Source organism: Paraburkholderia sp. HD33-4 (assembly GCF_021390635.1).
Classification (GTDB): Bacteria; Pseudomonadota; Gammaproteobacteria; order Burkholderiales; family Burkholderiaceae; genus Paraburkholderia.
Window position 1 is genome coordinate 762641 of sequence record NZ_JAJEJS010000002.1, and the last position, 25903, is coordinate 788543.

Here is a 25903-nt window from a genome sequence, read left to right on the forward strand (position 1 = left end):
CGCGCCGGCAACGACGTTTACAACGCCGAGGTCGGTCGTGCCGTTCTCGTCGGTTGCCGCCAGTCGATGCCTTCCAGCAGCATCGATAGCTGCGCCGGGCTCAGGCAAATAACGCCACCGTCTGCCTGAGGCCATACGAAGCGCCCCTTCTCGAGTCGCTTCATCAGCAGGCACATGCCATCGCCGCTCCACCACAGTACCTTGAGCAGGTCGCCAAGCCGCACGACATTCAACATACCGATCACAAATCGTTGTGATCGCATACCGCTGGCACCCTGCCTATGGCCAGGAATACAGACTGGTCCGCCGTACAGGGCGTCGTGGGAATCAGATGGTTCATCTCGACGTTCCACAACAGATCTCCCGCGAATTGCCAGCGTGGATGCTCGATGCGTCGGCATGCTCGGCAATGTCACTCGGCGAGCCGCAGGTGAGCGCGGATGCGCTGGCCCTCCTATGCCGCATCCTGTCTGACCGGAAGCGCCACTGCGACGCAGGAGGATCATCGGAACCTCTGTCAACGGAGGGCCATTCCGATGAGACGACCGCAAAGAGAACCCGGCGTACAACTTCCGCTGGAACTGCACCGAGACCCAACGTTCAACGCAGACATTGTGGGGAATCGACGGGAGGAAGTGATCGAAGCGCTCGCGGCACTTCTGCTGGAAGCGCTGGGCAAACCGGCGAACACCAACGACCCAGGAGATCGCGATGAGCCAGAAGATCTCCGCTGAACATCTCTGCCGAGGTGCGGTAGTCTACGTCCGGCAGTCAACCATGAGCCAGGTAGTGGAGCACACGGAGAGCCAGAATCGTCAGTACGCGCTCGCCGAATCTGCACGGGCCATGGGCTTTGCTTCGGTAATAACCATCGACGATGATCTTGGACGTTCAGGGTCCGGCAGTATCGAACGGCCCGGATTCCAGAAGCTGGTCGCGTCAGTGTGTGCAGGATCGGTCGGCGCCGTGTTCTGTCTCGAGGCCTCGCGACTTGCGCGCAACGGCCGCGATTGGCACCATCTCATTGATCTTTGCGCACTGGTCGGCACGGTCGTGGTTGATCACGACGGTATCTATGACCCCAGGCTGGTCAACGACCGGCTCCTGCTGGGACTCAAAGGCACGATGTCGGAGTACGAACTCAGTCTGCTGCGTCAGCGCGGCATTGCCGCCCGTGATTCGAAGGCTCGGCGCGGCGAATTGCGTTTCGCGCTACCTCCGGGCTACTGCTGGAACGAGCTTGGGCAGATCGAGATCGATCCAGACGAACGGGTTGCGGAGGCCATCCGGGTGCTCTTCCGTAAGTTCCGCGAACTCGGCAGCGCACGTCAGGTGCTGCTATGGGCCATACAATCGGACGTCAAGCTGCCCGTCACGCGGCACGGCCCAGCCGGCGTCCGGATCGAATGGAGTCGGCCTGCATATCACACGGTCGTCCAGATCCTGGAACATCCGGTTTATGCTGGGGCGTATGTGTTTGGAAGGACGACCCAACGCACTGCCGTCGTCGACGGACGGGCTCGTAAGACTGAAGGTCACTCCAAGCCGATGAAGGACTGGAGCGTCCTGTTGCGAGACCATCATCCAGGGTATATCACGTGGGATCAGTTCGAGGAGCATCGAAGGATGATCGCCGAGAACACACACATGAAGAAGCGCGCTTCCCGCCGATCTGCTCGTGGCGGACGCGCATTGCTGACTGGCCTGGCGCGATGTGGCCGGTGCGGTCGAATGATGCGAGTCAACTACGGCATGAGAGCCGGCCACGCGCATCGCTATTACTGCCGCGGCGACGAAGCACATGTCGGAGCATTTCGCTGCATCGGAATCGGTGGAGTACGTATCGACAAGGCGGTGGCGGCCGCGATTGTCGAAGTGGTTTCGGAGCATGCGGTGGAAGCGGCCATTCGTGCTGCACAGCAAATATCGCGCGCAGATGACGATGTGCGTCGTGCGTTGGCCTGTGAGCTCGAGGAAGCACGCTACGACGCATCTCTCGCCGCACGCCGGTATGAGGTTGTCGATCCGATGAAGCGGTTGGTTGCACGCGAGCTTGAAGCGCGCTGGAATGCGGCCCTCGAGCGTGTCGCTCACCTCGAAGAGCGCGCAGCGCTTCTGGACCGCGAGGTTGCAAGCCGGCCCGCGATCGACCAGACACAGTTGATGACGCTCGCGCACGATCTCCCGGCGACGTGGAATGCGCCGGGCACCGACATGCGAACAAAGCAGCGGCTGACCCGTATTCTCATTCTGGAGGTCGTGATTGATCTGGACGACGACACGAACGAAGCTGTCGCCACGGTTCATTGGACCGGTGGCCGGCACACGGAGCTGCGCGTCGCACGCGTGAATGTTGGTCGATATCCGTCCAGCCAACACTTCAGTGCTGTTGAGGTCATGCGCAAGCTTGGTGGTCAGTGGCCGGACAGGGAGCTTGCGGTGACCATGAACCGCATGCGATGCAAATCGCCAGACGGCAAGACCTGGACCACGGTTCGTGTTACCGAAATGCGTGAACGGCTGGGCATTGCGCCGTTCGATCCAACGGCGTCGCATGCGGAGACGATGAGCGTGGAAGAGGCCTCACGGCGACTGGGAATCTACGGAAGCTCGATTCACCGCCTGATACGTGAGGGAATACTGCCTGCGACCCAACTCATGCCCTCCGCGCCCTGGCAGGTGCCTGTTGCTGCGCTCGATTCCGAAGCCGTCAGGGAAGGTGTACGGGCCATCAAGGAAAGGCGACCGCCTCACTTCAAGGCCCGACAGGAAGCAGAGAAATCACTCAAGCTGCCTGGTTTCTAACCAAAGGATGCACTATGTCACGAGACTCCCGCGTTTGCCGCGAAATACGAAGACGTGCCCGCAGAACGGATCACGTTCCAGCACGGTCTGCACCTTGGCGGCGAGACTGTTGAATCCGGCCCGCATGTCGGTCACGCCGGCAGCTAGCCACACGCGCGTGCCGACAGGAAGACCGATCACGTCTCAGCCTCTGCCGCGGCACGCAAGGTACGCAGCACAACACGCAGCGTGGCCGCGTCAGGCGTGCCTTCGATACGCACGCGCGCGATGCCGACGCTAATCTCGATCACTCCCGCGACGACCGGCTGGGCGTTGCTCCGCGACTTAACGGGCAGCGCAGCCACGTTCTCAATCGTACGTTCCTCGTGCACCACTTCTACCGGCAACAGTGTCGGCGGCTCATACTGACCCGCCTGATAGGCTCGACGCCATTTGAACAACAGATTCGTATTGAGCCCGTGTTCCAGAGCCAGTCGCGCGACCGAGACACCCGGTTCACATGCCAGCCTGGCGAGTTCCCGTCGAAACTCGATGGGGTGGTTGGGGGTGCCCTTACGCGTCCGTTTCGCTGCTGTCGCTATCTCAGGTGACAAAGTAGTCTCCACCACTCGTTTGGTGGGGCCTACTGTGTCCACTCTGGCGTCATCGGTCTAGACGGTGCTCAAGCAACGCTTACGTTGTGGTTAGTCTCAGCGTCGTTTTTCATGCAGGCACTGGATACGACAATCGTCAACACAGCTTTGCCGGCAATGGCAAGAAGCCTCGGCGAGCCGCCGCTGCATATGCAGTCAGTGATCGTTGCCTATTCGTTAGCGATGGCGTTGACGATTCCGTTGTCGGGCTTCCTGGCCGATAGAATGGGCACCCGTCGCGTCTTCTTCTGGGCAATCATCGTTTTCACAGCAAGCTCCGTCCTTTGTGCCAATGCGCAATCACTCTGGCAACTTGTCCTCTTCCGTGTGCTTCAAGGAGTAGGAGGAGGAATGCTCTCCCCTATTGGTCGTCTGGCACTGCTCAATTCCTTTTCGCGCCAGCGTCTACTGGCCGCTCTGGGCTTCGCGTCCATGCCCGGGTTGGTTGGTCCACTAATTGGACCGACACTCGGCGGGTGGCTCGTCGATGTTGCCTCATGGCATTGGATTTTCTTGATTAACGCGCCCGTGGGAGTTATTGGATGCGTGGTGACGGCCACCCAGATGGCTGACGGACAGATCGCGAAGTCATCTCTTCCATTTGATCTGAAGGGCTACGCGCTCCTTGCATTGAGCATGTTGTTAATCACATTCGCGCTCGATGGATTCTCCGACCTTGGGTTTCGGGGGTTGTCGGTGATCGGCATTCTTGCGTTCGCAGTATCGTGTGTTCTTGCGTACATACCGCACGCGCGCACCGTGCAAAGCCCTTTGTATTCTCTCAAGTTGTTCTCGATCCCCACCTTTAAGGTTGGGTTATCCGGAAACCTTTTTGCTCGTATCGGCTGCGGCGGCATGCCTTATCTGCTTCCTCTTGTGCAGCAGGTGAGTCTAGGATATACCCCGACTCAAGCAGGGTTAATGATGCTTCCGGTCGCAGCCGCGGGGATGGTTTCGAGGAGCGTCGCGATCAAACTGATTCCCAGGTTTGGCTATCGCCGGGTGCTGGTTGGCAACACACTCATGGTCGGTGCTTCCATGTTGATTCTTTCGATCATTTATCCTGGTCAGCCACTATTCGTGCATGTATTGCTGTTTACTTTTTTCGGAATGGTCAACGCAGTTCAGTTTACGGCAATGAACACGTTCACCCTGAAGGATCTGGATGACAACAGTGCTTCCAGCGGAAACAGTCTATTTTCATTGACGCAAATGTTGTCCATGAGTCTTGGTGTGACCGTCGCAAGCGTGTTGCTGACTCAATTTACCGCGCTGATTGGTAAGAACAAGCCGGAGAATATTCTTTCCGCATTTCATGCAACTTTCGCTTGCCTCGGTGTGCTAACTGCGCTATCCGCTTGTATCTTCGCAACTCGCGCAAGCGATCTAGGGAATACCGGGAATGCTGGGCGGGTTAGTGTAGATGACTTGGAAGGCTAACAGTGACGACCGCAGGCGCGCACTGGCGGAGGCAGGTCGTGATGGGCATTTGTTGTCGCCGGGTTGTGCGACTGGGCTCGACTGGGTCGGCAACGCGCAGATTACGGTCGCTGCCAATACAGATCAATAGAGCTTTGTAATCTGGAGATGTCCTCACCCGATAACGACACGTGAATGTGGCAAGCTGGAAGGAACGTCGATTTAGTTGGTTACGCAAGCGTGCTCCTCATGTTACTTCTTCGATATATCGAAGCGCGGCGAGAAGGGCAAGAAATGGTTCGCGCGAATGCGACCGCGCTGTAGAACTGCAGTGGGCGATCAAGGCTGAATGTTGACATCACCCGTCCTGTCCTGTGTACGGCCGCGCGCGCACATCAGATCGTGGTGCAAAGCGCGGCATTTTCCGTGGCCGACGCCTATGCTGGGACCTGAGCAATCGATACAGGACGGTCGTTCGAGATCGCCTTTATCTCCGCGCGGTATCAATTTTCGGCGAATCTTCGTGTCCTGGGGCGGCCTTGAGGTTTCGAGGAGGGCTGAGATGCGTCGACTTCTTCTGCGAGCGGGACCTGCGCCGACAAGGTCGCGAGTGAATGAGGTCGCGATGCGGTTATATGCTTGCGCATGGCGTATTCCGCGGCGTCGGGGTCGCCTGACTCGATCGCCTGATTCACGCGGGAATGAACCTCGATGACCTGCTTGCGGATGACGGGCGTGTCGAATTCTTCAGCCATTGTCGCCAGCTGCACGCCGTGAGAGATGGAATAGAGCAGTGTCGACAGCAGTTCATTGCCGCTTGCCCTGGCGACCGCGTTGTGCCACTTGAGGTTGGCAAGCGTGAAATCCTGAAAGCTGTTCACACTGCTCACCAGGTCTTCATGCAGCGCCTTCAGCTCCTGGAGTTGTTCCTCGGTACGTCGCTCCGCTGCGAGTCGCGCAAGAAACGGCTCCAGCAGCTCGCGCGTTTCCTGAAGACTCCGGATGGAGATTCGGCGTCCCTGAACGAACCTGAAGATGGCCGATGCCATTGCGTCGTGGCTGGGCAGTGTCACGACACTGCCGCCGGCGCGCCCTGGCTTGGTTTGGATCAATCCCTCCACGGAGAGCATGCGTAGCGCATCGCGCACGACGCTGCGCGTGAGGCCCGATTGCTCCACGAGCTCCCGCTCGGTAGGAAGGGCTTGGCCTTCCGGTATCTCCCGCTTGAGGATGCGGTCCCGCAGTTGGCCCGCCAGCACTTCATGCGCCCGCGGGACCACAACCGGACTCACGGTGAGCGATTTCTTTGTTTCCCGGATATCGCGCTGCATGAGGTTTGATATGACTTTAGTTGACCAAACTCCACTCTAGCACCGAAAGTCAATTCGGTCGATATTTCGATATTTCGGCGGCGACTGCCCGTCATGCGAGTCACAGTCGACTGGTTTCGCGGATGCGGGTTTGTCCTGGGATAGCGCTGCCCGTGACCTCGCCGGGCGGGCGGCACCCGTCGGGCAGGGCAGGCACAGGATGAGAAGGCTTGACTTCATAAAATATCCAACCTATAGTTTGGTCAACCAAAGCGATAGCGACCAATACTAGTGTCCCGAGTTAGAAGTTCGCAGCAAAACGTTGGGTGCCTTCAAATGGGCATGGCAGATTCGAGCGAATGTAGTCGGAGGAAAGTCAGATGAACACTGTTGAGATGTCCTTGCGATCGATGGTTGAAAAATGGTTTGCCCCAACTTTGACCACAACGCCGCGGGTAACACGGTTCAGCCGCGCACGCTGCGCTTACGGACGATACGTGCGTGTCGAAGCGTCACGGGAAGAGGGTAATCCGTTTGCGCTCTGCTTCTTTCGACACGCAGACGGTGCGTGGCGTGTATTTCCGCCTGATCCAGGCCGTGCAAACCACATGCCTTCTTTGGGTCTATTCAACTAGTAGGTCGCCAATTGGCAAAGAAAAATATTGAAGCGGATTTCTAACTCGGGACACTAGGGAGGAGACATGACGGATCAGCTCGAGTCGAGCGACCAGGCCATCGAAGATGGTGTCGCCGCAGTATGCCGGCGGTTTGGCGACGACTACTGGTTGGAGTGCGACCGCTCGGAGCGATTCCCCGAGGAGTTCCATCGCGCAATGGCTGCGGACGGCTGGCTTGGGGTGACCATGCCGGAGGAATACGGTGGCGCGGGGCTGGGGGTGAGGGAGGCGGCAATCGTCATGCACACGGTGGCCCTGTATGGGGCACAGACGGCAGCTTCCGCCATTCACATCAACATGTTCGGGCCGCATCCGGTGGTGAAGCATGGCACGGCCGAGCAGAAGGCGCAGTGGTTGCCCCGTCTGGTCCGCGGCGAAGACCAGGTCTGTTTTGGGGTGACCGAGCCGGACGCGGGGCTGGATACCTCAAGCATCAAGACGTTCGCCCGGAAGGTCGAGGGCGGCTACCGCGTTACCGGGCGCAAGATGTGGACCAGTACGGCCCAGGAGGCGAACAAGATTCTCCTGCTCACGCGCACGGCCCCCAAATCGGACGGTGCCAAGCCCACCGACGGCATCACCCTTTTCTATACGGATCTTGACCGCTCCAAGGTTGAGGTGCGTCGTATTCCGAAGCACGGCCGCAATGCCGTCGAATCCAATGCGGTGTTCATCGATGACCTGTTCATCCCTGACGGGCATCGCATTGGCGAGGAAGGCAAGGGCTTCCGCTACCTGCTGGACGGACTGAACCCCGAGCGCATCCTGGTGGCGTCCGAAGCGATCGGCATCGGCGAAGATGCTGTCCGCCGCGCGAGCCAGTACGCACGCGATCGGGTTGTGTTCGATCGTCCCATCGGCATGAATCAGTCGATCCAGCACCCCCTGGCCGAATGCTGGGTGAACCTGCAGGCGGCGTGGTTGATGGCGAACCACGCGGCGGCCCTGTACGACTCGGGCAAGCCCTGCGGAGCCGAGGCCAACAGCGCCAAGCTGCTTGGTGCACGCGCGGGCTACCAGGCGGCCTTGCAGGCAGTCATGACGCACGGCGGCATGGGCTACGCCAAGGAGTACCACGTGGAGCGGCTGCTGCGTGAGGTGCTGATTTCCCGGCTCGCACCGGTATCCGAGCAGATGATCCTGTGCTTCATCGCCGAAAAGGTTCTGGATCTGCCCAGGTCGTACTGACCGGGCCGTTACGACTGTAAGGTCATGGCCGGCGGTCCTGTGGTCGCCGGGTTCCTGGCCACTGCAAAAAGTGCCTAATCCACGCAATGTAGGAGCATTAGCAGATTTCCTCAAAGAAGCTATCCGCGCGGGGACTGATCGATTGTTGAGGCAACCCAGGGATAAGTCGAACCACGCGTGCCGAAATGGAATGGTCATCGCCAATGGAGCATGGATGTGAAACCGGTCAAGTGTGACGACGAGGAGCGGGATATTTCCACTTGATTGCCATCACAGTAATTCGCCTTGGCTTTCAAATTACGTGAGCGAATCTCATGCAATGGCTTCATTACATTGCGTTAGCAGTCCGCGGAAACGATTAATCGACGTGACGGGTTCGGAGACAGATGAAAAATCGACGACTTGAAGGCAGAGACGAGCCAATCATCGAGCCAGGGTTGAAGATAATCGATGCACATCATCACCTGTGGCTTCATCCGACCTTATCTTACATGCTTGATGATTACATGTCGGATGCAAGTGCGGGACACAACATTGTGGCTTCGGTTTACGTCGAAACGATGGCGTTCGCCCGCCCAAGTGGTCCTGAAATTCTCAGGCCAATCGGCGAGATTGAGTTCGCAAACGGCGCGGCGGCGATGGCCCTAAGTGGGAAACTTGGAACATGCCGGGCATGCGAGGCAATTGTCGGCTACGCCGATTTGACTAATGGTGAGGCAATTGGCGAATTCCTTGATCTTGCCCTGCAGGTTGCTCCCACTCGCTTTCGCGGAATTCGCCAGGTAACTATTGAGGATTCGAGCGAAGCACCTTATCGCTACATCTTAAATCGTCCGCAACGTGGCGTCATGGGTCATCCGCTCTTTAGTGAAGGCTTACGGGCGCTTGGAAGACGTGGATTGTCCTTCGATTCGTCGGTGTTTCATCATCAGTTGCCAGCGCTTGCGAGAGTGGCGGAGGAGGCTCCAGAGGTACGCATCGTACTTAACCATATGGGGCTTGCGATGGCATTGGACACTGATATCGACGGCAGGCGACGGATCTTCCAGGAATGGCAAGAAAATCTAAACGATATCGCGAGGCGACCAAACGTATTCTGCAAGATTGGCGGTCTGGGATTGCCATTCTGGAATTTCGGATTTGAAGAGCAGGATGGTCCCGTTACTTCAGAAAACTTGGCGAAGGTGTGGAAGCCGTTTGTGGAATCAGCGATTGCTGCTTTCGGGCCGGACCGTTGCATGATGGAAAGCAATTTTTCGGCTGACGCTCGCTCCTGTGGATTCGTACCCTTATGGAATGCACTGAAGCGAACAGTCGCTGGATGCTCCGATGAAGAAAAGTCTGCTCTGTTTTTCAAGACGGCTGCGAGCGTCTATAGGATTGATGTATAGGTGAGTGAGATCAGTTGAACCGATGATATGCATCAGTTACGTCGATGACGTCGATGTGAATGTGTCAATTCTGAATTGAATCTTGCACAAGCATTGCACCGACGTCATCGATGCGACACATCATCTGACAACATTTGAACGATCAACGACCGGTAATGGACAAAGCCGGAATAAATAGCAGGAGACATGATGCTAATTTCCGAAAGACAGAATACTGAACCGGGCGATCCAGACTGTAATCGTGCCGTTCAAAAGGCGAAGTGGCGGCTTCTTCCGCTTCTAATAGTCTGTTACTTCGTCGCTTACGTCGACCGATCGAATATCGGTGTCGCAGCACTTCAGATGAACAAGGACCTTGCCCTGACTGCGTCAATGTTCGGTTTTGGTGCTGGTATCTTCTTTCTTATGTACTTCAGCCTGGAGGTTCCTTCGAACCTTTTGATGGTGCGCTATGGGGTGCGGCGCTGGATTGCCCGCATCATGTTCACATGGGGACTGGTAGCAGGTGCAATGGCCTTTGTGAAGGGCCCGATCAGCTTTTATGTAATGCGAGCTCTGCTGGGCGCCGCAGAAGCAGGCTTCTACCCGGCCGTCGTCTATTATTTGGCGCAATGGTTTCCAACAGACAGCCGCGGCAGGGTGTTGGGCTACTTGAACGTGGCCGGTACCTTGACCTTCGTGATCGGCACCCCGCTATCCAGTGCTCTTCTTGGACTTGATAACGTTCTTGGTTTGCGCGGCTGGCAATGGATGTTCATTGTGGAGGCTGTGCCTGCAATTGTTCTGTCTGGTCTTGTGTTGAGAGTTCTTTCCGATAAGCCGACTGAAGCGCGGTGGCTCACAAAGGAGGAAAGTGACTCTCTCACCTACCGGTTGGAGACAGAAGAACGTGCTGTGAAGCGACACGCGCCAGACTACACCTTCAAGAGTGCGATCACTTCGCCTCAGGTCCTGCTGCTTAGCTTCGTGATGTTTAACATTGCCCTGACGGTGTACACCATCGGGTTCTTCATGCCTCAAATTGTAGGTGCTTTCGGCCGCAGCAACCTGCAAACCGGCTTGATCTCGGCAATTCCGTTCATTGCTGGCAGCATCGGAATGCTGTTCAACGGGTGGCGCTCCGACGTCGCTCAGGAACGCTATTTCCATGCCGCAATTCCTCTGCTGATCGCTGCGGTGGGATTAGTAGGCGCAGGGACTACCTCTGACCTCACCGTGAAAATTTTGGCGTTCTGCGTTGTTGCCTTGGGTGCTTACGGTTGTGTGCCCGCGTTCTGGTCTCTTCCTTCGACGATGATGTCGGGTGTGGCGATGGCAGGCTGCGTAGCCGTTGTGAATTCAATCGGCGCCCTCGGTGGTTTTGCGGGATTGTGGATTATGGGAGTTCTCAAAGACGCGACAGGAAGTTTCAGCAGCGGTTTGTACCTCTTGGCTGGAATGGACGTTTTGGCAGCTTTAACTGTCCTGACGCTCCGCCATTTGGCTGCCAAGAAGTCAATGGCAATGGAGGCATCACATCGCGTTGATCAGTTCGGAGAGCCACGCGAGGTTCGGACCGTTTCATCTCGATGACGCGCTTCCAGGTGCGCTGACCAGAGCGAAAAATTGCAAATTTTAAACATCGGAAACAAGAGGCCACTATGTCTTTCAGTCTGTTACCCATTCGCGATGCACTGCAAATTCGAACTGGACTCCTGATCGGAGGAGTATGGCACGAGTGGCAGGACACACATTTTGATCAAGTTCATCCTGCAACCAACGAGGTGATGGCGTGCATACCGGAAGCGGGCGAGCGAGGCGTAGATCTGGCGGTTGCTGCAGCTCGTAAGGCGTTTGACGAGGGCCCATGGCCGAAGATGCCGGCCCAAGAACGGAGACGCATTCTGCAGCGAATTATCGACCGCATCTACGAAGAAGAGGAGGTCCTCGCGCAGATGCAGACGTTAGATAACAGTCTGCCTTTCACATTCAGTCGCGAGTCGCGCGCATCCGCAAAGGCTGTAGCGGGCATCTTCGAGCACTATGTCGGCTGGATTGACAAGATCAACGGCGAAACGTATCCCCAGTATTCGAGCTCATCGAATATGCAGTACATGACCTTTCGTGAGCCTGTAGGCGTGGTCGCCGCGATCCTGCCTTGGAATGGTCCAATCTCGATTTTCGCTACCAAGGTCGCGCCGGCGCTCGCATGCGGGTGCACGATCGTCGTGAAGCCGTCCGAGAACACAAACCTCGCTGCGCTGAAACTCGCTCAGATTTTCGCCGAAAGTGACCTCCCGCCGGGAGTCTTCAATCTCGTGACAGGCGGTGGCGCCACCGGGGCAGCGCTGTCATCTCACCCTGGCGTCGATAAGGTGACCTTTACGGGCAGTCCGGCGGTCGGAGAGAAGATTCTCAGCGTGAGCGGGCTTAACATGAAGCGGGTCTCGTTAGAACTCGGTGGCAAGGGAGCGGCGCTGTTGTTCCCAGATGCACCGAATGTCGAGAGAGCCGCCAAAACGCTGATGAGTCTTTGTTCGATGTTTCTCTCGGGGCAGGTATGCTGGACGCCAACCCGTGCCGTCGTTCATCGGTCGCTGGTCGACGAATTTGTGCATCACGCGCGGGAACAGGTAAAGACTATCCACTTTGGCAATCCGTTTGATGCCGCTACGACGTCTGCGCCAATGATCACCCGAAAGCATCGAGATCGGGTCTTGAGTTACATCGATATTGGGTTGTCGGAAGGGGCTCAATTGGCGTTCGGAGGCGGTAGCCCAGGAGGCGCGCTTAGTAACGGCAATTGGATAAATCCTGCCCTTTTTGTCAATGTGAACAACAAGATGCGAATTGCGCAAGAGGAGATATTCGGGCCCGTTTTGTCACTAATTCCATTCGACAACGAAGATGAAGCGATCCAAATCGCTAACGATAGCGATTATGGTCTCGCTGCATCTGTATATACCGGTGACATTTCACGCGCCTTCCGCGTTTCAAGAGCCCTTCGAAGCGGATCGGTGGGCATCAATGGATATTCCACAGTTCCTAACGCTCCGATGGGCGGGGTTAAGCGATCCGGAATAGGTCGGGAGGGCGGCTGGGCGACTATCGAAGCGTTTACCGAGATTAAGACGGTGAACTTCGATCTTGATAGCTAAGGTCGATTCAGCGGCTGCAGTCAGTTGCTCACGAAACGATGTTCGTCGCGTCGTATAAAGCGATGAGTCGCGCCTTAGACGTGCGATCAAGGCTTCTCTTTTTTGTTTGAAACACCGGAGCATTCGATGGAAACTGAAAATTTCAAGCGAGGTTTGGATCTCAGGCGTGAACTGTCGGGCGACAAGGTCGTCGACGACGCGTTCGCAAATACTGACGACATCGCATTCCCCCTGCAGGAGCTGGTCACGGAATTTTGCTTCGGAGCGGTTTGGGGCCGCCGGGGACTCGATCGTCGCAGTAGAAGCATCCTGAATATTGGCATGCTCGCAGCACTTAATCGGCCAGAGGAGTTGGCTGGGCACATCCGAACCGGGTTGAAAAATGGGCTTAGCCGGACTGAGATTCAGGAGTGTCTTCTGCAAGTCGCAGTATATGCGGGCATGCCGGCAGGTTTCGGCGGTATGCGCGTCGCGCGCCAGGTGTTTTCGGAGGTCAAGTAATGAACACGATGAATGAAGTGAAAGTCGGCTTTATCGGGATGGGGCGGATGGGGCGCGGGATGGCGTCGAATTTGGCAAAGGGTGGTGCACCGCTGGTCGTCTTCGATACCAATGCTGAGGCCGTAGCAGCACTCGTAGCGTTGGGTGCACGCGCTGCGGAAAGCGTTGCAGACCTTGCCTCCCAGGTCGACGTGGCGTTCACCTCGCTTCCCGGACCTCCCCAGGTTGAGGAGGTTGTTCTTGGAGAGAATGGCATTTTGGCAAACATGAAGCCCGGCCTTACGCTCTTCGAATTGTCAACTAATGCCCTGTCGTTGAATCGTCGTATCTATGACGCGTTTAAAGCCAAGGGTGGCGCGATGCTTGATGCGCCGGTCAGTGGTGGCCCAGCCGGAGCGGCATCCGGCGATCTCGCGCTATGGATTGGCGGAGACAAGGAAGTTTTCGAACGCCATCAAAGCTTGCTTCGTCTCTTTGCGGATAAGGCGCGATATGTCGGCCAGATCGGTGCTGGAACAGTTGCGAAGCTGGCTCACAATATGGCTGGCTACATGATTCTCCAGACTATGGCGGAGGTCTTTTCCGTTGGCGTTAAGGCCGGTGTAGAACCGCTCGATCTTTGGGAGGCGTTGCGTCTCGGCGTGGTCGGCAAGCAGTCACCGCTGTTTATGCTTACCAATCAATTCTTGCCCGGGAAGTTCGAAACGCCGGCGTTTGCGCTCAAACTCGCTCATAAAGACATGGGTCTGGGAACCGGTCTGGCGAAAGAACTGGGTGTTCCGATGCGACTGGCGAACATGACGCTTGAAGAAATGACTGAAGCTCTGGCACGTGGTTGGGGTGATCAAGACTCACGAGCATTCTTGAAGCTGCAGACTGAGCGTGCAGGCGTCAAGATCGAAGTCGACTCCGACTCACTGAATCGTGCGCTAGCGGCAGCGAGGCAGTGACGCCAGTGGCGTCGAGGGAATTTCGCAATAGTTTGCTTCGAGGCCGATCAGAATCGGGCAGTGCTCTTCGACCTTCTCGATTGAGCGAAAAAAGCAACAATTCTTTCTTTAGTATTGTCCAGCAATCGCGTGGACCAATGTGGAGATGTCATGCGGTCTGAGTTGAACTGTGATTTGCAGGGAAAGCGCGTTCTGGTCACCGGAGCATCGAGCGGGCTGGGTGCTCACTTTGCTTCCCTGTTCGCGGCCTGCAAGGCCGAAGTCATTCTGGTCGGGCGACGTCTGCGCGTCCTCGAAGAAATCGTCGAGCGCCTGCGGGCTGAGGGGGGTACCGCGACGTGCATACAGGCGGACGTCAACGATGCGGCAGCGCGAAAGGCGATGGCGGAGAGCGTTGGAGAACTGGATGTGCTGGTGAACAACGCCGGCGTCGTGATCGACAAACCCGCCCTGCAGCAAACGGAGTCCGATTGGGACACCGTCATCGACACCAATCTGAAAGCGATGTTCTTCGTCGCAGTCGAACTTGCCGCCGCACTGAAAGCTCGCAAAGGCGCGATCGTCAACGTCGCGTCGATTCTGGGCCTGCGCCAGGCCGGTAACGTGCTGCCTTACGCCGTCTCGAAGGCGGGCGTGGTCCAGTTGACCAAATCGCTTGCGCTCGAATGGGCGCGTCATGGCGTTCGTGTCAATGCGATTGCTCCAGGCTACATCGAAACGGAGCTCAATCAGGAGTTCTGGCAGACGCCCCCCGGCGAAGCACTCATTAAACGCATCCCGCAGCGACGTCTCGGGCAGCTCGAAGACCTCGATGGACCGATGCTTCTGCTCGGCTCCGACGCGTCCCGCTACATGACCGGAACCGTTCTCGTCGTGGATGGCGGCCATCTGACAAGCAGCCTGTAAGCCAACATCATCGAGCTATGCTGACCTCTCCCCCTACTGCCCGCAGCCGCGAGATCGCGGACCGCGTCGAAGCGTTTGTTCGCGAAACCGTCATCCCCTATGAAGGCGACAGCCGCCTGGGGCCACATGGACCTTCGGAGGAACTCGTCGCGGAGTTGCGCTCGCTTGCGCGCAGCGCGAAAGTCATGACACCGCACATCCTCCCGGATGGAACTCACCTGACACAGCTGGAAACGGCAGCCGTACTGAAACGCTCGGGGCTTTCGCCGCTGGGTCCGGTCGCGGTTAATACGATGGCCCCGGACGAAGGGAACATGTTTCTGCTGGGCAAGGTGGCAAAACCCACGCAGAAAGAGCGCTTCCTGAAGAAGCTTCTGACCGGTGAGGCGAGGTCGGCATTCTTCATGACCGAGCCGGCCGAGGAGGACGGTGCGGGATCCGATCCCTCCATGCTGAAAACGACCGCACGTCGCGATGGCAACGGGTGGGTCATCGACGGTAACAAGACGTTCATCACCGGAGCAGTCGGCGCATCGGTGGGCATCGTGATGGCCAGGACCGACGACGGCGACAAGCCGCGCGCCACCATGTTTCTGGTGGAGCTTCCTGATCCGGCCATCGAGGTCGTGCGAGTCCTCGACACGATCGATAGCTCCATGCCCGGTGGGCACTCCCGCATCGCGATTCGGGGCTTGCGTGTCCCGGACGAGGCTGTCCTCGGAGAGGTACACGCCGGTTTCGAATACGCACAGATCCGCTTGTCGCCGGCGCGGCTCTCCCACTGCATGCGCTGGCTGGGACTGGCGGCCCGGGCTCAAGAGGTCGCCGTTGAGTACGCGAGTCGTCGTCACGCATTCGGAAAGCGACTCATCGATCACGAAGGCGTCGGCTTCATGCTGGCCGACAACCGTATTGATCTGCAGCAGGCAGCATTGATGATCGACTGGTGTGCCGGGGTGCTCGACAGTGGCGACCTGGGCACGATGGAGAGCTCGATGGCAAAGGTTGCCGTATCGGACGCGCTGTTCAGAGTGGCTGACCGTTGCGTACAGACGATGGGCGGGTCCGGCGTGTCTCGCGATTCGATCGTCGAACAGTTCTTCCGGGAAGTCAGGGCGTTTCGAATCTATGACGGTCCGACCGAAGTGCACAAATGGTCGCTGGCAAAGAAGATCAAGCGCGCTGCTCTTGAAGGAGGCTATCGTGTCTGACGCTGCAAAATTTTCGGGCACAGGCCCGGTGCGCGAGGCGCATCGTTTCGATCAGTCTGCCCTGGTTCGATGGATGCGGGACAACGTCGAAGGTTTCTCGGGAAATCTCGAGGTTGAGCAATTCAAGGGGGGGCAATCAAACCCGACTTACCGGCTGATTACCCCTGACCGGGAGTATGTGCTTCGTCGCAAACCGCCGGGCCAGCTGTTGAAGGGCGCCCATGCCGTCGAGCGTGAAGCCCGCGTCATTTCTGCTGTCGGCGCGGCGGCCTTTCCGGTACCCAAAGTGTTCGGCACGTGCGATGACGCGTCCGTGCTGGGTAGCGGTTTCTTCGTCATGGAACTCGTGCGGGGACGAATCTTCTGGGAATCGAGTCTGTCGACTTTGCCTCGTCCGGAGCGCTCGCACTACCTCGATGCGATGAACAGCACGCTCGCCCAGTTGCATGAACTTGATTACGTGTCGCTGGGGCTCGGCGATTACGGCAAGCCGGGACGTTACGTCGCGAGACAGATAGAGCGCTGGTCACGTCAATACATGTCTGACGAGGCAGCGGGCCGCAATGCCGATATGGACAATGTGATCGCGTGGCTGAACGACAACCTGCCCGATCGCGACGAAACTGCCCTGACGCACGGCGATTTCCGGATCGACAACCTGATATTCCATCCCGCTGAACCGCGTGTGATCGCGGTACTCGATTGGGAGCTATCCACGCTCGGAGATCCGCTCGCCGACTTTGCCTATAACGCGATGATGTATCGGTTGCCGCCCGATATTCTCGGCGGCATTGGCGGGCTCGATCTGGCGCAACTTGCATTGCCGGACGAGGCGAGCTACGTCAGCGCTTATTGCCGGCGGACCGGGCGGGACGAACTGGTCGGCTTCAACTACTACGTCGTCTTCAACATGTTCCGCTTTGCAGCCATCCTGCACGGCATTCGCGCGCGTGTCGCACGAGGCACAGCGGTCAGTGAAGACGCACGGGCGATGGGAGACAGGTTCGCCCGCGTTGCGCAGATCGCATGGACCGAGGCGAGCCGTGCGGAAAGCAGTGGTCTATGACGGCTGGTGACAATCAGACGTGCAAGCTTTAGGGAACCAGCAAGGCGCCATCGGCGAGTCTCAAGAAGCTCGCCGCGGCGCAGCCAGGAATCTCCAATCGCCACCGCTATTTCGGAAAGCATCGATTTGTGGGGTGTCAAACTCGCACCTCGTATCGACATCGAGTTCGTGCGAAGTCGAACGGGAATAGCGCGGTACTGGTTGTACTGATACACGGTAAATCATTTGTCCTCGGAAGGATTTGAAAATGAGCAGAGATGTGGTGGTTGTGAGCGGCGTACGAACCGCCATCGGAGAGTTCGGTAGCAGCCTGAAGGACTTTTCACCGAGTGATCTCGGCGCTCGCGTGGTGCGCGAGGCGCTGTCGAGAGCGGCGACGTCGGGCGACGAAGTCGGACACGTCGTGTTCGGCAATGTCGTGCACACTGAGCCGCGTGACATGTACCTCGCCCGGGTCGCTGCAATCAACGGCGGCGTCGCACAGCACACGCCAGCGCTGACGGTAAACCGACTGTGTGGCTCCGGTCTGCAGGCGATAGTCTCGGCGGCGCAAAGCATCCTGTTAGGCGACGCCGACATCGCGATCGGTGGCGGTGCGGAAAGTATGAGCCGCGCGCCGTATTCGATGCCCGCCGCGCGTTTCGGCCAGCACATGGGCGATACGCGTCTCGTCGACATGATGGTCGGTGCGCTCAACGATCCTTTCCAGACGATTCACATGGGCGTCACCGCCGAGAACGTCGCACGCAAATACGGCATCTCGCGGGAAGCGCAGGACGCGCTTGCGCTCGAATCGCACCGCCGCGCGGCCCATGCGATTGCCAGCGGCTACTTCAAGGAACAGATCCTGCCCGTCACGATCCCGTCAAAAAAAGGCGACATCGTCTTCGATACCGACGAGCACGTGCGCCATGAAGCATCGCCCGACGATTTCGCCAAGCTCAGGCCGGTGTTCGTAAAGGAAAACGGCACGGTCACGGCCGGAAACGCATCGGGTATTAACGACGCCGCCGCCGCGGTCGTGCTGATGGAGCGTGGTGTCGCGGAGAAGCGCAGGCTGAAGCCGCTTGCGCGCCTCGTCGCCTATGCACATGCTGGGGTTGATCCGGCATATATGGGCATTGGCCCAGTGCCTGCCACGCGCAACGTGCTTGAACGCGCCGGCCTGAAGGTGAGCGATCTCGATGTGATCGAAGCGAACGAAGCATTCGCGGCGCAAGCGTGCGCGGTTATTCAGGAACTCGGATTCGATCCGGCGAAGGTCAATCCGAACGGCTCGGGTATTTCGCTTGGCCATCCGATTGGTGCGACGGGCGCGCTCATCACGGTGAAAGCGTTGTACGAGTTGGAGCGCATACGTGGACGGTACGCGCTTGTCACGATGTGCATCGGTGGAGGCCAAGGGATCGCGGCGATTTTCGAACGGATCAACGCGTGATGCGCGATCGTGTCGCGCACTTTGCATGTGCGTCTCCCGTTCGTTGAGGCGTGAATATTGAAAGACCGCTGATACAGCGGTGTTAATTGGTAGCTGAAAAATGAAGATTATTGTCCCAGTCAAGAGAGTGGTCGACTACAACGTGAAGGTCCGCGTGAAGTCGGATGGCACGGGCGTCGACACTGTCAACGTGAAGTTTTCAATGAACCCGTTTGATGAAATCGCCGTGGAAGAAGCGGTGCGTCTGAAGGAAGTGGGCGTGGCGACGGAAGTTATCGCTGTTTCCGCGGGTGTCACGCAAGCGCAGGAAACGCTGCGTACGGCGCTGGCGATCGGCGCGGACCGCGCGATCCTCATCGAGTCGAATGAAGACCTCCAGCCGCTGGCCGTTGCCAAGCTCCTGAAGGCGCTGGTCGACAAGGAACAGCCGCAACTCGTGATCCTCGGCAAGCAGGCAATTGACGATGACTCGAACCAGACCGGCCAGATGCTCGCCGCACTGGCGAACCTGCCGCAAGCGACGTTCGCTTCGAAGGTGGTCGTGGCCGACGGCAAGGCGACTGTGTCGCGCGAAGTGGACGGCGGTGCGGAAACGCTGTCGCTCAAGCTGCCCGCAGTCGTGACGACGGATCTGCGCCTGAACGAACCGCGTTACGTCACGCTGCCGAACATCATGAAGGCGAAGAAGAAGCCACTTGAAACGGTGAAGCCGGAAGACCTGGGCGTCGATGTCACGCCGCGTCTGAAGACGCTGAAGGTTGCCGAGCCGCCGAAGCGTTCGGCAGGCGTGAAGGTGCCGGACGTGAAGACGCTGGTCGAGAAGCTGAAGACGGAAGCCAAGGTGCTGTAAGGAGCGAGACGAAAATGACGATCCTGGTTATTGCTGAACACGACAACTCAACCATCAAGAACGCGACCTTGAATACCGTGGCGGCTGCCTCGGCGGTGGCTACATTGCTCGAAGGCGAAGTTCATGTCCTAGTTGCCGGTCACCTTGCGCGAGGTGCCGCAGACGCCGCGGCGAATATCGCAGGCGTAGCGAAGGTGCTGCTCGCCGACGCGCCGCAGCTCGCAGCGGGTCTCGCTGAGAACGTCGAGGCGACGGTTCTCGCCATCGCGAAGAACTACACGCACATCCTGGCTCCGGCTACGGCAGCGGGCAAGAACGTTGCACCGCGGATTGCCGCTAAGCTCGACGTCGCGCAGATCAGCGACATCACCGCAGTGAATTCGCCCGATACGTTTGAGCGTCCGATCTATGCGGGCAATGCAATCGCTACGATTCAATCGGCTGATCCGGTCAAGGTCATCACAGTCCGTACGACCGCGTTCGACGCAGTGCCAGCTGAAGGCGGCAACGCGGCGGTCGAGAAGCTCGAAGCGGCAGCGGGGAGCGGCCTCTCTCAGTTCGTGAGCCGCGAAGTCACGACGCTCGACCGTCCGGAACTCACGAGTGCGAAGATCATCGTCTCGGGTGGCCGTGGACTGGGCAGCGGTGAGAACTACACCAAGGTTCTGGAGCCGCTGGCCGACAAACTGAACGCGGCACTGGGCGCCTCGCGTGCAGCAGTCGATGCGGGCTATGTGCCGAACGACTTCCAGGTTGGCCAGACCGGCAAGATCGTCGCGCCGCAACTGTACGTCGCTGTCGGCATTTCGGGCGCGATCCAGCATCTGGCCGGGATGAAGGACTCAAAGGTCATCGTTGCGATTAACAAGGATGAGGAAGCGCCGATATTCAGCGTTGCCGATTACGGTCTTGTGGGAGACCTGTTTGTGGTCGTGCCGGAACTCGTCGAAGTCCTCTGAAGGCATGACGCTTTTCAGGTGAAGCAGGTGCAATCGGGACGGAGGGGCTTATGGCTGTTCGGGAAAGATCTTTGCGTAGGGCTGTCGAATCGTGGCTCGGCTCGCGGGGCGCCGGGAATATTCGCGTGACGCGCTTTAGCAATCCGTGCAGGAAGCCATGGCGCTGTGTGTGCGTGGAGGCCGCTGGCGAGAAAGGTCCGCTCGCAATGGTGTTCTTCCGCCATGACGACGGCTCGTGGTGCGTTTTCCCGCCTGCGCCACCCCGCCCCGTGATGGGCGCGGCGATGAACATCCATGGCTCACTTCGTCGGCCATTTGCGCTGTCACGGGAAACCTGACTGAGGAACCGTTTCGTGACCGCCTCCTTGGAGTAGGTGTCGATAAAGGTCTGACGCTAGATGCGGCGCAATCTCTTAAGCGACACACCTGGAAGGTGTGTCACGCCCCGCAGTAGGTTGGACGCGGTTTCGAATTCTTCAAATGGCACAGAGAATTCCAGAGTCGCAACGCAAGATTGCAAATCTGAACGATTGTGGTATGTGCTGATGCCGTATGGCTGCGGCTACGTGTGGGCGAGCGGGGTCTGCTGGCTTGGCGCGTTCCTTGCGGTGTCAAAGATCGTGGGAAATCCAGAAGACGCTCAGCCATTGGCAACAGCCATTCCTTATTTAGGAGGATGAATCGAGATGAATGACGGGATCGAAGTAAAACAGCCGGTTGCGGCAGGCAATGTCGATGGCAAGCCTGTTTCGGACCGGTTCACATCCGGCAGTGGATGTGAGGTCAATACAAAGCCGAACTGGGCGTGGGCGTCCTCTCAGGGTCGATATGATTGGATGGACTCGTACTCGCCTTTCATTGACGTTGATTAATGGTTGGAAATTCCGCCATTGCGTATGGATACGGACGCTGCCGCTGCACAACTGCATCCGGCGCACCGAAATTCCACCGGCGCAGCGTCAGCCGCAGCGCCTTGCAATTCCGCAACCGTCTCCGTCCCTTGCAATCAGGACGGGGAGCGTGACAGAGGCAAATTACATGCAGCGTACTATGCTCAAGTCAAAGATACATCGCGCAGTTGTTACCCACTGCGAACTTCACTACGAAGGATCATGCGCTATTGATGAAGATCTGCTGGAGGCCGCTGGTCTTATCGAAAACGAACGTATCGATGTCTGGAACATCAACAATGGTGAGCGTTTCTCCACATATGCCATCAAGGGGGAGCGGGGAAGCGGCATGATTTCGCTCAATGGTTCAGCCGCGAGACGCGCGCAGCTCGGCGATCTCGTGATCATCGCGGCGTTTGCGCTGGTTGAGGAGACGGAACTTGCAGCGGGATGGCACCCCAAGCTGGTTTTCGTGGACGAGGCGAATGCAGTGAAAGGCAGCCGCGATCACGTGCCGACCCAGAGCTGGTCCTGAAATCACACGACTCAGTTGCTTGAGGTTTTCGCACACTGCGAAAGCGGGAAAAGTGGACATCGGCCGCGTTCGGACAAGCCACCGAGCTGACAGTCACGTAACTCATCCATCAGGAAAAGAAAGATGCAATTCGAACGAGTAGGAGTCGTTGGTGCCGGGACAATGGGAAGCGGCATCGCGCAATGTCTTGCGTTGTCCGGAATCGACGTCGTGCTAATCGACGTGACACGCGAGGCACTCGAAAGAGGCATGGGGGGCTTGTCGGGCAGCCTTGCACGACTGGTCTCGAAGGAAGCACTTACGAGAGAAGAAGCTGACCGCGCCCTCGCGCGCATCGAGGCGTCGATGGACTATGCGCGACTGGCGGAGGTCGATCTGGTCATTGAAGCCGCAACAGAGAACTTCGATCTCAAGACACGGATCCTCAAACAGGTCGATGCCATTGTTCGCCAGTCCACCGTCATTGCGTCCAATACGTCGTCGATCTCTATAACGGCGCTCGCAGCTATGCTGACGAATCCGTACCGATTTATCGGGATGCATTTTTTCAATCCTGTCCCAGTGTTGCCGCTGGTTGAGATCATTCGCGGACTACAGACAAGCGATGAGGTGGCACGCGCCGTTGGAGAGTTGGCGCAACGTATTGGCAAGACACCGATTGCCGTTAAGAACTCCCCGGGGTTTGTCGTCAACCGAATCCTGGTTCCGATGATCAACGAAGCGTTCCTTGTTCTGGCGGAAGGCGTAGCAACGGCCGAGGAGATTGACGCCGGAATGAAGCTGGGTGCAAATCACCCGATCGGTCCGCTAGCACTTGCGGATCTTATTGGGCTGGATGTCTGTCTTGCCGTCATGAATGTCCTCGCAGGTGACTTCGGCGATCCAAAATATCGCACGAGCCCGTTGCTGCGAGAAATGGTCGCTGCTGGTCATTTGGGGCGAAAAACAAAGCAAGGCGTCTATAGCTACGCCTAGTTGAAGGCGCTGACGCGCACGACATTCATGGACACAGGGGCGTCGTGAATCCGGCGGCGCAGGAGGACCCGGCGAGCCCGATCGCGGGCATGCCGGTGCTGGAGGTCTGGAAGGCCAAGACCTCGATCGTGATGAAGCGCAGCATGGCCTCGGGCTATGCCGGCGTGGACAGCCCGCTCTTCTACAAGGACAACAATCGTATGCTGTTCGGCGATGCAAAGGCCACGCTGGATGAGATCTTCGGGGTGTTGAAAGCCTGAACGCCACGAAGCCTGACTCGCTGCAGAACAGCGAAGCGAGTCAGGCAACGGGGGGCCATCCAACGTTTCCACCATCAATCTGGCGTACAGCCCCTCACCAAGTCGTCGCTTTCTACCGAGGAATGATCGCGGCATTGGACAAGGCTTAATGCGGGGGCCGCGTCTCCTGTATCTACGATGGCGAACCGATCGACATCGTCCACGTAAAGATGGCAACCGAGATCATCACTTTGGCGGAGAGCTTCACAAAATGACGCACGAGATGGCTAATCACGTTCAGTCTGGCTCAACAATGTGCGCTCTCGGTTACCAGCGATTCGGCGGTCCCGAGGTGCTTGAACTTGTGCGGGTCCCGCGGCCCCGGCCCGGCAGCATGGAAGTGGTGGTGCAGGTGGCTGCGGCCACCGTGAATCCAACGGATTTGCTGATGCTGGCTGGGCGCCAGGCGGCATTGATGGAAGGGCTGACTCCTCCGTACGTCAGCGGGATGGAGTTCTCAGGTCTCATTCACGAGCTTGGCGAAGGCGTCGCTGATTTGAACGTTGGGCAAGCAGTGATGGGTATCATCAACCCTCGCCAACCAGGCGGCGGTGCGCAGGCCGAATTCGTGCGCGTGCCCGCAGCATCTGTTGCATCTGTGCCGCAGACGCTGGAACTTGGCGCCGCCGCGACTCTCCCGATGAATGGGCTGACGGCCAAGATGTGCCTTGATGCACTTGGATTGGACCCGGGCAGCGTGCTGCTCGTGACCGGTGCGGCAGGCGCGGTGGGAGGCTATGTCGTACAGCTTGCTCGGCGGGCTGGGCTACGAGTCGTTGCCGATGCGAAGAGCGCTGATTGGGATCTGGTGGTCGGCTTGGGCGCAAACGATGTGGTGTCACGTGGACCGGGGCTATTTGATTCTGTTCGTGCGATGCACCCTCAAGGCGTCGACGGCCTGGTCGACTCCGCCCTTCTCGGCGACCCCGCGGCGGCGCTCGTTCGCGACGGCGGCGCGACGGCCTTGTTACGTAGTTCACAGGTGGCCATGGACATTCGCCTGCGTCATACCCATATTGGAGTTCTACAACAGCTCACCAACACGGAGGCACTTCGCTGGCTCGTCGATCGCGTGCAGGAAGGCACTTTGACGCCGCGGGTGGCAGCCCGCTTGCCGATGGAGCGTGCACAAGCTGGGTATACGCTTGTTCAACAAGGCGGCTTACGGGGCAGGGTGATCCTCGAGTTCGGGGCCGCGACGCGCGGATGATGCAGACTGCACAGCTACGGCGAGTGCCGGTGCGACAGCCTGCCCGTGTGCTTGTGCGCATCCCCCCTCGGTATCGCGCGTGTCCGGCACGACATGCGTTCCAGCGAGCCGGTCCATTACCAGCGCGGCTGTCTGCACCTAATTCTGTTCGTCAGATGCCGGTCAGTCCGGTAACGGCGAAGCTGGTTGAGACCTACATCGAGAACTATCGCGGTCGCCCTAGGCGAGGGGAGCGGCAATCCGGCGCGCGACCGATTCGCCATATGATCAACAAGCGAAAATAGCCAAACAGCAAGTCGCTTATTTCGCGGGGCATTTTAACGGGGCCGGGTCGCAAACCTGCATCAGGTCAAGATCAACCTACGGTCGCAAAATGCTTGAAAATCAAGGGTAGGCCTGGCTGGGGTGTTCGGCCGGCTCGCGCAGGCAATGAAATCGAAAGGGCGAGCGCTTGCATAGGGATTCGTTAGCCCCATCTCGACACCTGTATATCGGTAAGGGCTATCCATCTAGCTCCACCATTTCACATGGTGGAAGTTGATGGCCTTTACGGCGTGATTTCCGAACCACTACGTCGTATGTAATCGGAGCAGTCACGACCGCTTGTTCAAGCAAGCGATAGAAGAGTAGGCCGCGCGAGCGCGAGGTGCGACGGTTGAAGCGAAACACGAACTCGTCCAGATAATGGTCAAGCTGCTCAGGCTTGACAGCGCCCTGATGCGTGCCGAGTAACCACCGTTTGAGCAGCGAGGCGACTCGATGCACTCCGGGTAGTGGCACGTGTGCCGGAGGACGGTGGCCATCGGCGATAGAGTTCACCACAACTCGGTCATGTGCATAGTGGTACTCCAGCGAGAAGTACATGGGTGAGCCATCGGTCCGAATCACCGAGCCAGCGGCTACGACACTCTTTACAAACGGAAGCACATCCTCAACACGCTCGCGATCAATACGCTTCAGGCGTATGCGGCCAAAGCCACGAGGCTCCAGGATTTCGACGGCAATCACGATCAACGCCTTGGTCGTGCGCTTTTTCGACGGCTTGCCGGATGGGTTTTCCCGATTCTCGCGGATAGCCAGGTAGCTTTGATCGATCTCGACCAGGCCCTTGAGCTGGTCGCGTCCCGGACGAACCATCGCGCGGCGGAAACGGTGCAACATGGTCCATGCGGTCTGGTAGCTGCCCAGACCGAGAACCCGTTGCAGCCCGAGTGCGCTGACACCCGACTTCTGACTCGTGATGTACCACGCCGCTGCCAGCCACACCTTCAGTGGTGTGCGGGTTTTGTCGAAGATCGTGCCCGACGTCACGGTGCATTGAAGGCGACACGCCCTGCAAACGAGCCTCGCCCGGTCGGCACGATATGGCCATCGCGGCATTCGCAGCGCGGGCACATAAAGCCTTCAGGCCAGCGCAATCGTTCGAGGTAGCGCTGGCAATCGGATTCACTGGAGAACCAGTCTTCGAACTGGCTCCACGTCTGCGGGTAGTCCTGGCCGGCAACTGGCGAATGCTGGGCTTCGTTCATGTCGCCATCATGGCTCAGGTGGAGC

Annotated in this window: 23 protein-coding genes and 1 pseudogene; 19 read left to right on the forward strand and 5 right to left on the reverse strand. The window is 58.3% G+C overall.

The window, feature by feature from the left end; translation table 11 throughout:
• Positions 1–17 precede the first annotated feature (17 nt).
• A complete protein-coding gene (gene tnpB, locus L0U84_RS23360; protein ID WP_049789866.1) occupies positions 18–236 on the reverse strand; it encodes an IS66 family insertion sequence element accessory protein TnpB in 219 nt (72 codons plus the stop codon).
• Between the two features lie 300 nt (positions 237–536).
• On the opposite strand from tnpB (L0U84_RS23360), the gene L0U84_RS23365 reads away from it, so the two are divergent.
• Together L0U84_RS23365 and L0U84_RS23370 are read left to right on the forward strand one after the other, a co-directional pair.
• Positions 537–734, forward strand: a complete 198-nt coding sequence (locus tag L0U84_RS23365) for a hypothetical protein (protein ID WP_233847938.1) — start codon at positions 537–539, stop codon at positions 732–734.
• Positions 712–2805, forward strand: a complete 2094-nt coding sequence (locus L0U84_RS23370; protein WP_233847935.1) for a recombinase family protein — start codon at positions 712–714, stop codon at positions 2803–2805. Before L0U84_RS23365 ends, L0U84_RS23370 begins: the two co-directional genes overlap by 23 nt.
• A 12-nt stretch (positions 2806–2817) precedes the next feature.
• Here the strand turns inward: L0U84_RS23370 and tnpB (L0U84_RS23375) are convergent, their stop codons facing one another.
• Positions 2818–2985, reverse strand: coding sequence for an IS66 family insertion sequence element accessory protein TnpB (gene tnpB, locus L0U84_RS23375; RefSeq protein ID WP_408426680.1), 168 nt, complete (start codon positions 2983–2985; stop codon positions 2818–2820).
• A complete protein-coding gene (tnpA, locus tag L0U84_RS23380; RefSeq protein WP_267940024.1) occupies positions 2982–3398 on the reverse strand; it encodes an IS66-like element accessory protein TnpA in 417 nt (138 codons plus the stop codon). Before tnpA ends, tnpB (L0U84_RS23375) begins: the two co-directional genes overlap by 4 nt.
• Before the next feature lie 51 nt (positions 3399–3449).
• Here tnpA and mdtD point away from each other — a divergent pair, with 51 nt between their 5' ends.
• Positions 3450–4877 (forward strand): multidrug transporter subunit MdtD, encoded by a 1428-nt coding sequence (gene mdtD / locus L0U84_RS23385; protein ID WP_326491222.1) that lies wholly within the window; start codon positions 3450–3452, stop codon positions 4875–4877.
• A gap of 482 nt (positions 4878–5359) precedes the next feature.
• On the opposite strand, the gene L0U84_RS23390 is transcribed toward mdtD, so the two are convergent.
• Complete coding sequence (locus L0U84_RS23390; protein WP_233853019.1) at positions 5360–6187, reverse strand: FadR/GntR family transcriptional regulator; 828 nt, start codon at positions 6185–6187, stop codon at positions 5360–5362.
• A 680-nt stretch (positions 6188–6867) separates the two neighbouring features.
• Here L0U84_RS23390 and L0U84_RS23395 point away from each other — a divergent pair.
• From L0U84_RS23395 to L0U84_RS23470, 16 genes are all read left to right on the forward strand, one after another.
• Positions 6868–8031, forward strand: coding sequence for an acyl-CoA dehydrogenase family protein (locus L0U84_RS23395; protein ID WP_233853021.1), 1164 nt, complete (start codon positions 6868–6870; stop codon positions 8029–8031).
• Positions 8032–8417: 386 nt separating this feature from the next.
• On the forward strand, positions 8418–9422 hold the full coding sequence (locus L0U84_RS23400; protein WP_233853023.1) for an amidohydrolase family protein: 1005 nt from the start codon (positions 8418–8420) through the stop codon (positions 9420–9422).
• A gap of 189 nt (positions 9423–9611) precedes the next feature.
• Complete coding sequence (locus L0U84_RS23405; RefSeq protein ID WP_233856715.1) at positions 9612–10994, forward strand: MFS transporter; 1383 nt, start codon at positions 9612–9614, stop codon at positions 10992–10994.
• Between the two features lie 68 nt (positions 10995–11062).
• Positions 11063–12559 carry an aldehyde dehydrogenase family protein gene (locus L0U84_RS23410; RefSeq protein ID WP_233853025.1) on the forward strand — a complete coding sequence of 499 codons (1497 nt, stop codon included), beginning with the start codon at positions 11063–11065 and terminating at the stop codon, positions 12557–12559.
• A 126-nt stretch (positions 12560–12685) separates the two neighbouring features.
• Positions 12686–13060, forward strand: coding sequence for a carboxymuconolactone decarboxylase family protein (locus tag L0U84_RS23415; protein WP_233853027.1), 375 nt, complete (start codon positions 12686–12688; stop codon positions 13058–13060).
• Entirely contained in the window at positions 13060–14010 is a 951-nt protein-coding gene (locus tag L0U84_RS23420; protein ID WP_233853029.1) for an NAD(P)-dependent oxidoreductase, read from the forward strand. Before L0U84_RS23415 ends, L0U84_RS23420 begins: the two co-directional genes overlap by 1 nt.
• 150 nt (positions 14011–14160) lie before the next feature.
• Positions 14161–14916 (forward strand): SDR family NAD(P)-dependent oxidoreductase, encoded by a 756-nt coding sequence (locus L0U84_RS23425; RefSeq protein ID WP_233856717.1) that lies wholly within the window; start codon positions 14161–14163, stop codon positions 14914–14916.
• Between the two features lie 17 nt (positions 14917–14933).
• Positions 14934–16127: an acyl-CoA dehydrogenase family protein gene (locus L0U84_RS23430; RefSeq protein ID WP_233853031.1), complete on the forward strand. Its 1194-nt coding sequence runs from the start codon at positions 14934–14936 to the stop codon at positions 16125–16127.
• Positions 16120–17193: a phosphotransferase gene (locus L0U84_RS23435; protein ID WP_233856719.1), complete on the forward strand. Its 1074-nt coding sequence runs from the start codon at positions 16120–16122 to the stop codon at positions 17191–17193. Before L0U84_RS23430 ends, L0U84_RS23435 begins: the two co-directional genes overlap by 8 nt.
• A 247-nt stretch (positions 17194–17440) precedes the next feature.
• Positions 17441–18631, forward strand: a complete 1191-nt coding sequence (gene bktB / locus L0U84_RS23440) for a beta-ketothiolase BktB (RefSeq protein WP_233853033.1) — start codon at positions 17441–17443, stop codon at positions 18629–18631.
• Positions 18632–18731: 100 nt separating this feature from the next.
• Positions 18732–19481, forward strand: a complete 750-nt coding sequence (locus tag L0U84_RS23445) for an electron transfer flavoprotein subunit beta/FixA family protein (protein WP_233853034.1) — start codon at positions 18732–18734, stop codon at positions 19479–19481.
• A gap of 14 nt (positions 19482–19495) precedes the next feature.
• A complete protein-coding gene (locus L0U84_RS23450; protein WP_233853035.1) occupies positions 19496–20440 on the forward strand; it encodes an electron transfer flavoprotein subunit alpha/FixB family protein in 945 nt (314 codons plus the stop codon).
• A 1038-nt stretch (positions 20441–21478) separates the two neighbouring features.
• Positions 21479–21865 carry an aspartate 1-decarboxylase gene (gene panD, locus L0U84_RS23455; protein ID WP_233853036.1) on the forward strand — a complete coding sequence of 129 codons (387 nt, stop codon included), beginning with the start codon at positions 21479–21481 and terminating at the stop codon, positions 21863–21865.
• Between the two features lie 123 nt (positions 21866–21988).
• Positions 21989–22840: a 3-hydroxybutyryl-CoA dehydrogenase gene (locus tag L0U84_RS23460; protein WP_233853037.1), complete on the forward strand. Its 852-nt coding sequence runs from the start codon at positions 21989–21991 to the stop codon at positions 22838–22840.
• A gap of 23 nt (positions 22841–22863) precedes the next feature.
• The gene (locus tag L0U84_RS23465) at positions 22864–23100 is read left to right on the forward strand and encodes an NAD(P)(+) transhydrogenase (Re/Si-specific) subunit beta (RefSeq protein WP_326491223.1); all 237 of its coding nucleotides are present in this window, start codon (positions 22864–22866) and stop codon (positions 23098–23100) included.
• A 373-nt stretch (positions 23101–23473) separates the two neighbouring features.
• A complete protein-coding gene (locus tag L0U84_RS23470) occupies positions 23474–24349 on the forward strand; it encodes an alcohol dehydrogenase catalytic domain-containing protein (RefSeq protein ID WP_233853038.1) in 876 nt (291 codons plus the stop codon).
• A 501-nt stretch (positions 24350–24850) separates the two neighbouring features.
• On the opposite strand, the pseudogene L0U84_RS23475 reads toward L0U84_RS23470, so the two are convergent.
• A pseudogene (locus tag L0U84_RS23475) lies at positions 24851–25878 on the reverse strand (IS1595 family transposase).
• Between the last annotated feature and the right edge of the window lie 25 nt (positions 25879–25903).

Coding starts and splice junctions, on each gene's coding strand:
- L0U84_RS23365 (WP_233847938.1), top strand. CDS start 537: ATGAGACGACCGCAAAGAGAACCCGGCGTACAACTTCCGCTGGAACTG.
- tnpB (WP_049789866.1), bottom strand. CDS start 236: ATGTTGAATGTCGTGCGGCTTGGCGACCTGCTCAAGGTACTGTGGTGG.
- L0U84_RS23470 (WP_233853038.1), top strand. CDS start 23,474: ATGGAAGTGGTGGTGCAGGTGGCTGCGGCCACCGTGAATCCAACGGAT.
- L0U84_RS23400 (WP_233853023.1), top strand. CDS start 8,418: ATGAAAAATCGACGACTTGAAGGCAGAGACGAGCCAATCATCGAGCCA.
- L0U84_RS23415 (WP_233853027.1), top strand. CDS start 12,686: ATGGAAACTGAAAATTTCAAGCGAGGTTTGGATCTCAGGCGTGAACTG.
- L0U84_RS23395 (WP_233853021.1), top strand. CDS start 6,868: ATGACGGATCAGCTCGAGTCGAGCGACCAGGCCATCGAAGATGGTGTC.
- L0U84_RS23460 (WP_233853037.1), top strand. CDS start 21,989: ATGCAATTCGAACGAGTAGGAGTCGTTGGTGCCGGGACAATGGGAAGC.
- L0U84_RS23410 (WP_233853025.1), top strand. CDS start 11,063: ATGTCTTTCAGTCTGTTACCCATTCGCGATGCACTGCAAATTCGAACT.
- panD (WP_233853036.1), top strand. CDS start 21,479: ATGCAGCGTACTATGCTCAAGTCAAAGATACATCGCGCAGTTGTTACC.
- L0U84_RS23425 (WP_233856717.1), top strand. CDS start 14,161: ATGCGGTCTGAGTTGAACTGTGATTTGCAGGGAAAGCGCGTTCTGGTC.
- L0U84_RS23390 (WP_233853019.1), bottom strand. CDS start 6,187: ATGCAGCGCGATATCCGGGAAACAAAGAAATCGCTCACCGTGAGTCCG.
- L0U84_RS23430 (WP_233853031.1), top strand. CDS start 14,934: ATGCTGACCTCTCCCCCTACTGCCCGCAGCCGCGAGATCGCGGACCGC.
- L0U84_RS23450 (WP_233853035.1), top strand. CDS start 19,496: ATGACGATCCTGGTTATTGCTGAACACGACAACTCAACCATCAAGAAC.
- bktB (WP_233853033.1), top strand. CDS start 17,441: ATGAGCAGAGATGTGGTGGTTGTGAGCGGCGTACGAACCGCCATCGGA.
- L0U84_RS23420 (WP_233853029.1), top strand. CDS start 13,060: ATGAACACGATGAATGAAGTGAAAGTCGGCTTTATCGGGATGGGGCGG.
- L0U84_RS23370 (WP_233847935.1), top strand. CDS start 712: ATGAGCCAGAAGATCTCCGCTGAACATCTCTGCCGAGGTGCGGTAGTC.
- L0U84_RS23445 (WP_233853034.1), top strand. CDS start 18,732: ATGAAGATTATTGTCCCAGTCAAGAGAGTGGTCGACTACAACGTGAAG.
- L0U84_RS23405 (WP_233856715.1), top strand. CDS start 9,612: ATGCTAATTTCCGAAAGACAGAATACTGAACCGGGCGATCCAGACTGT.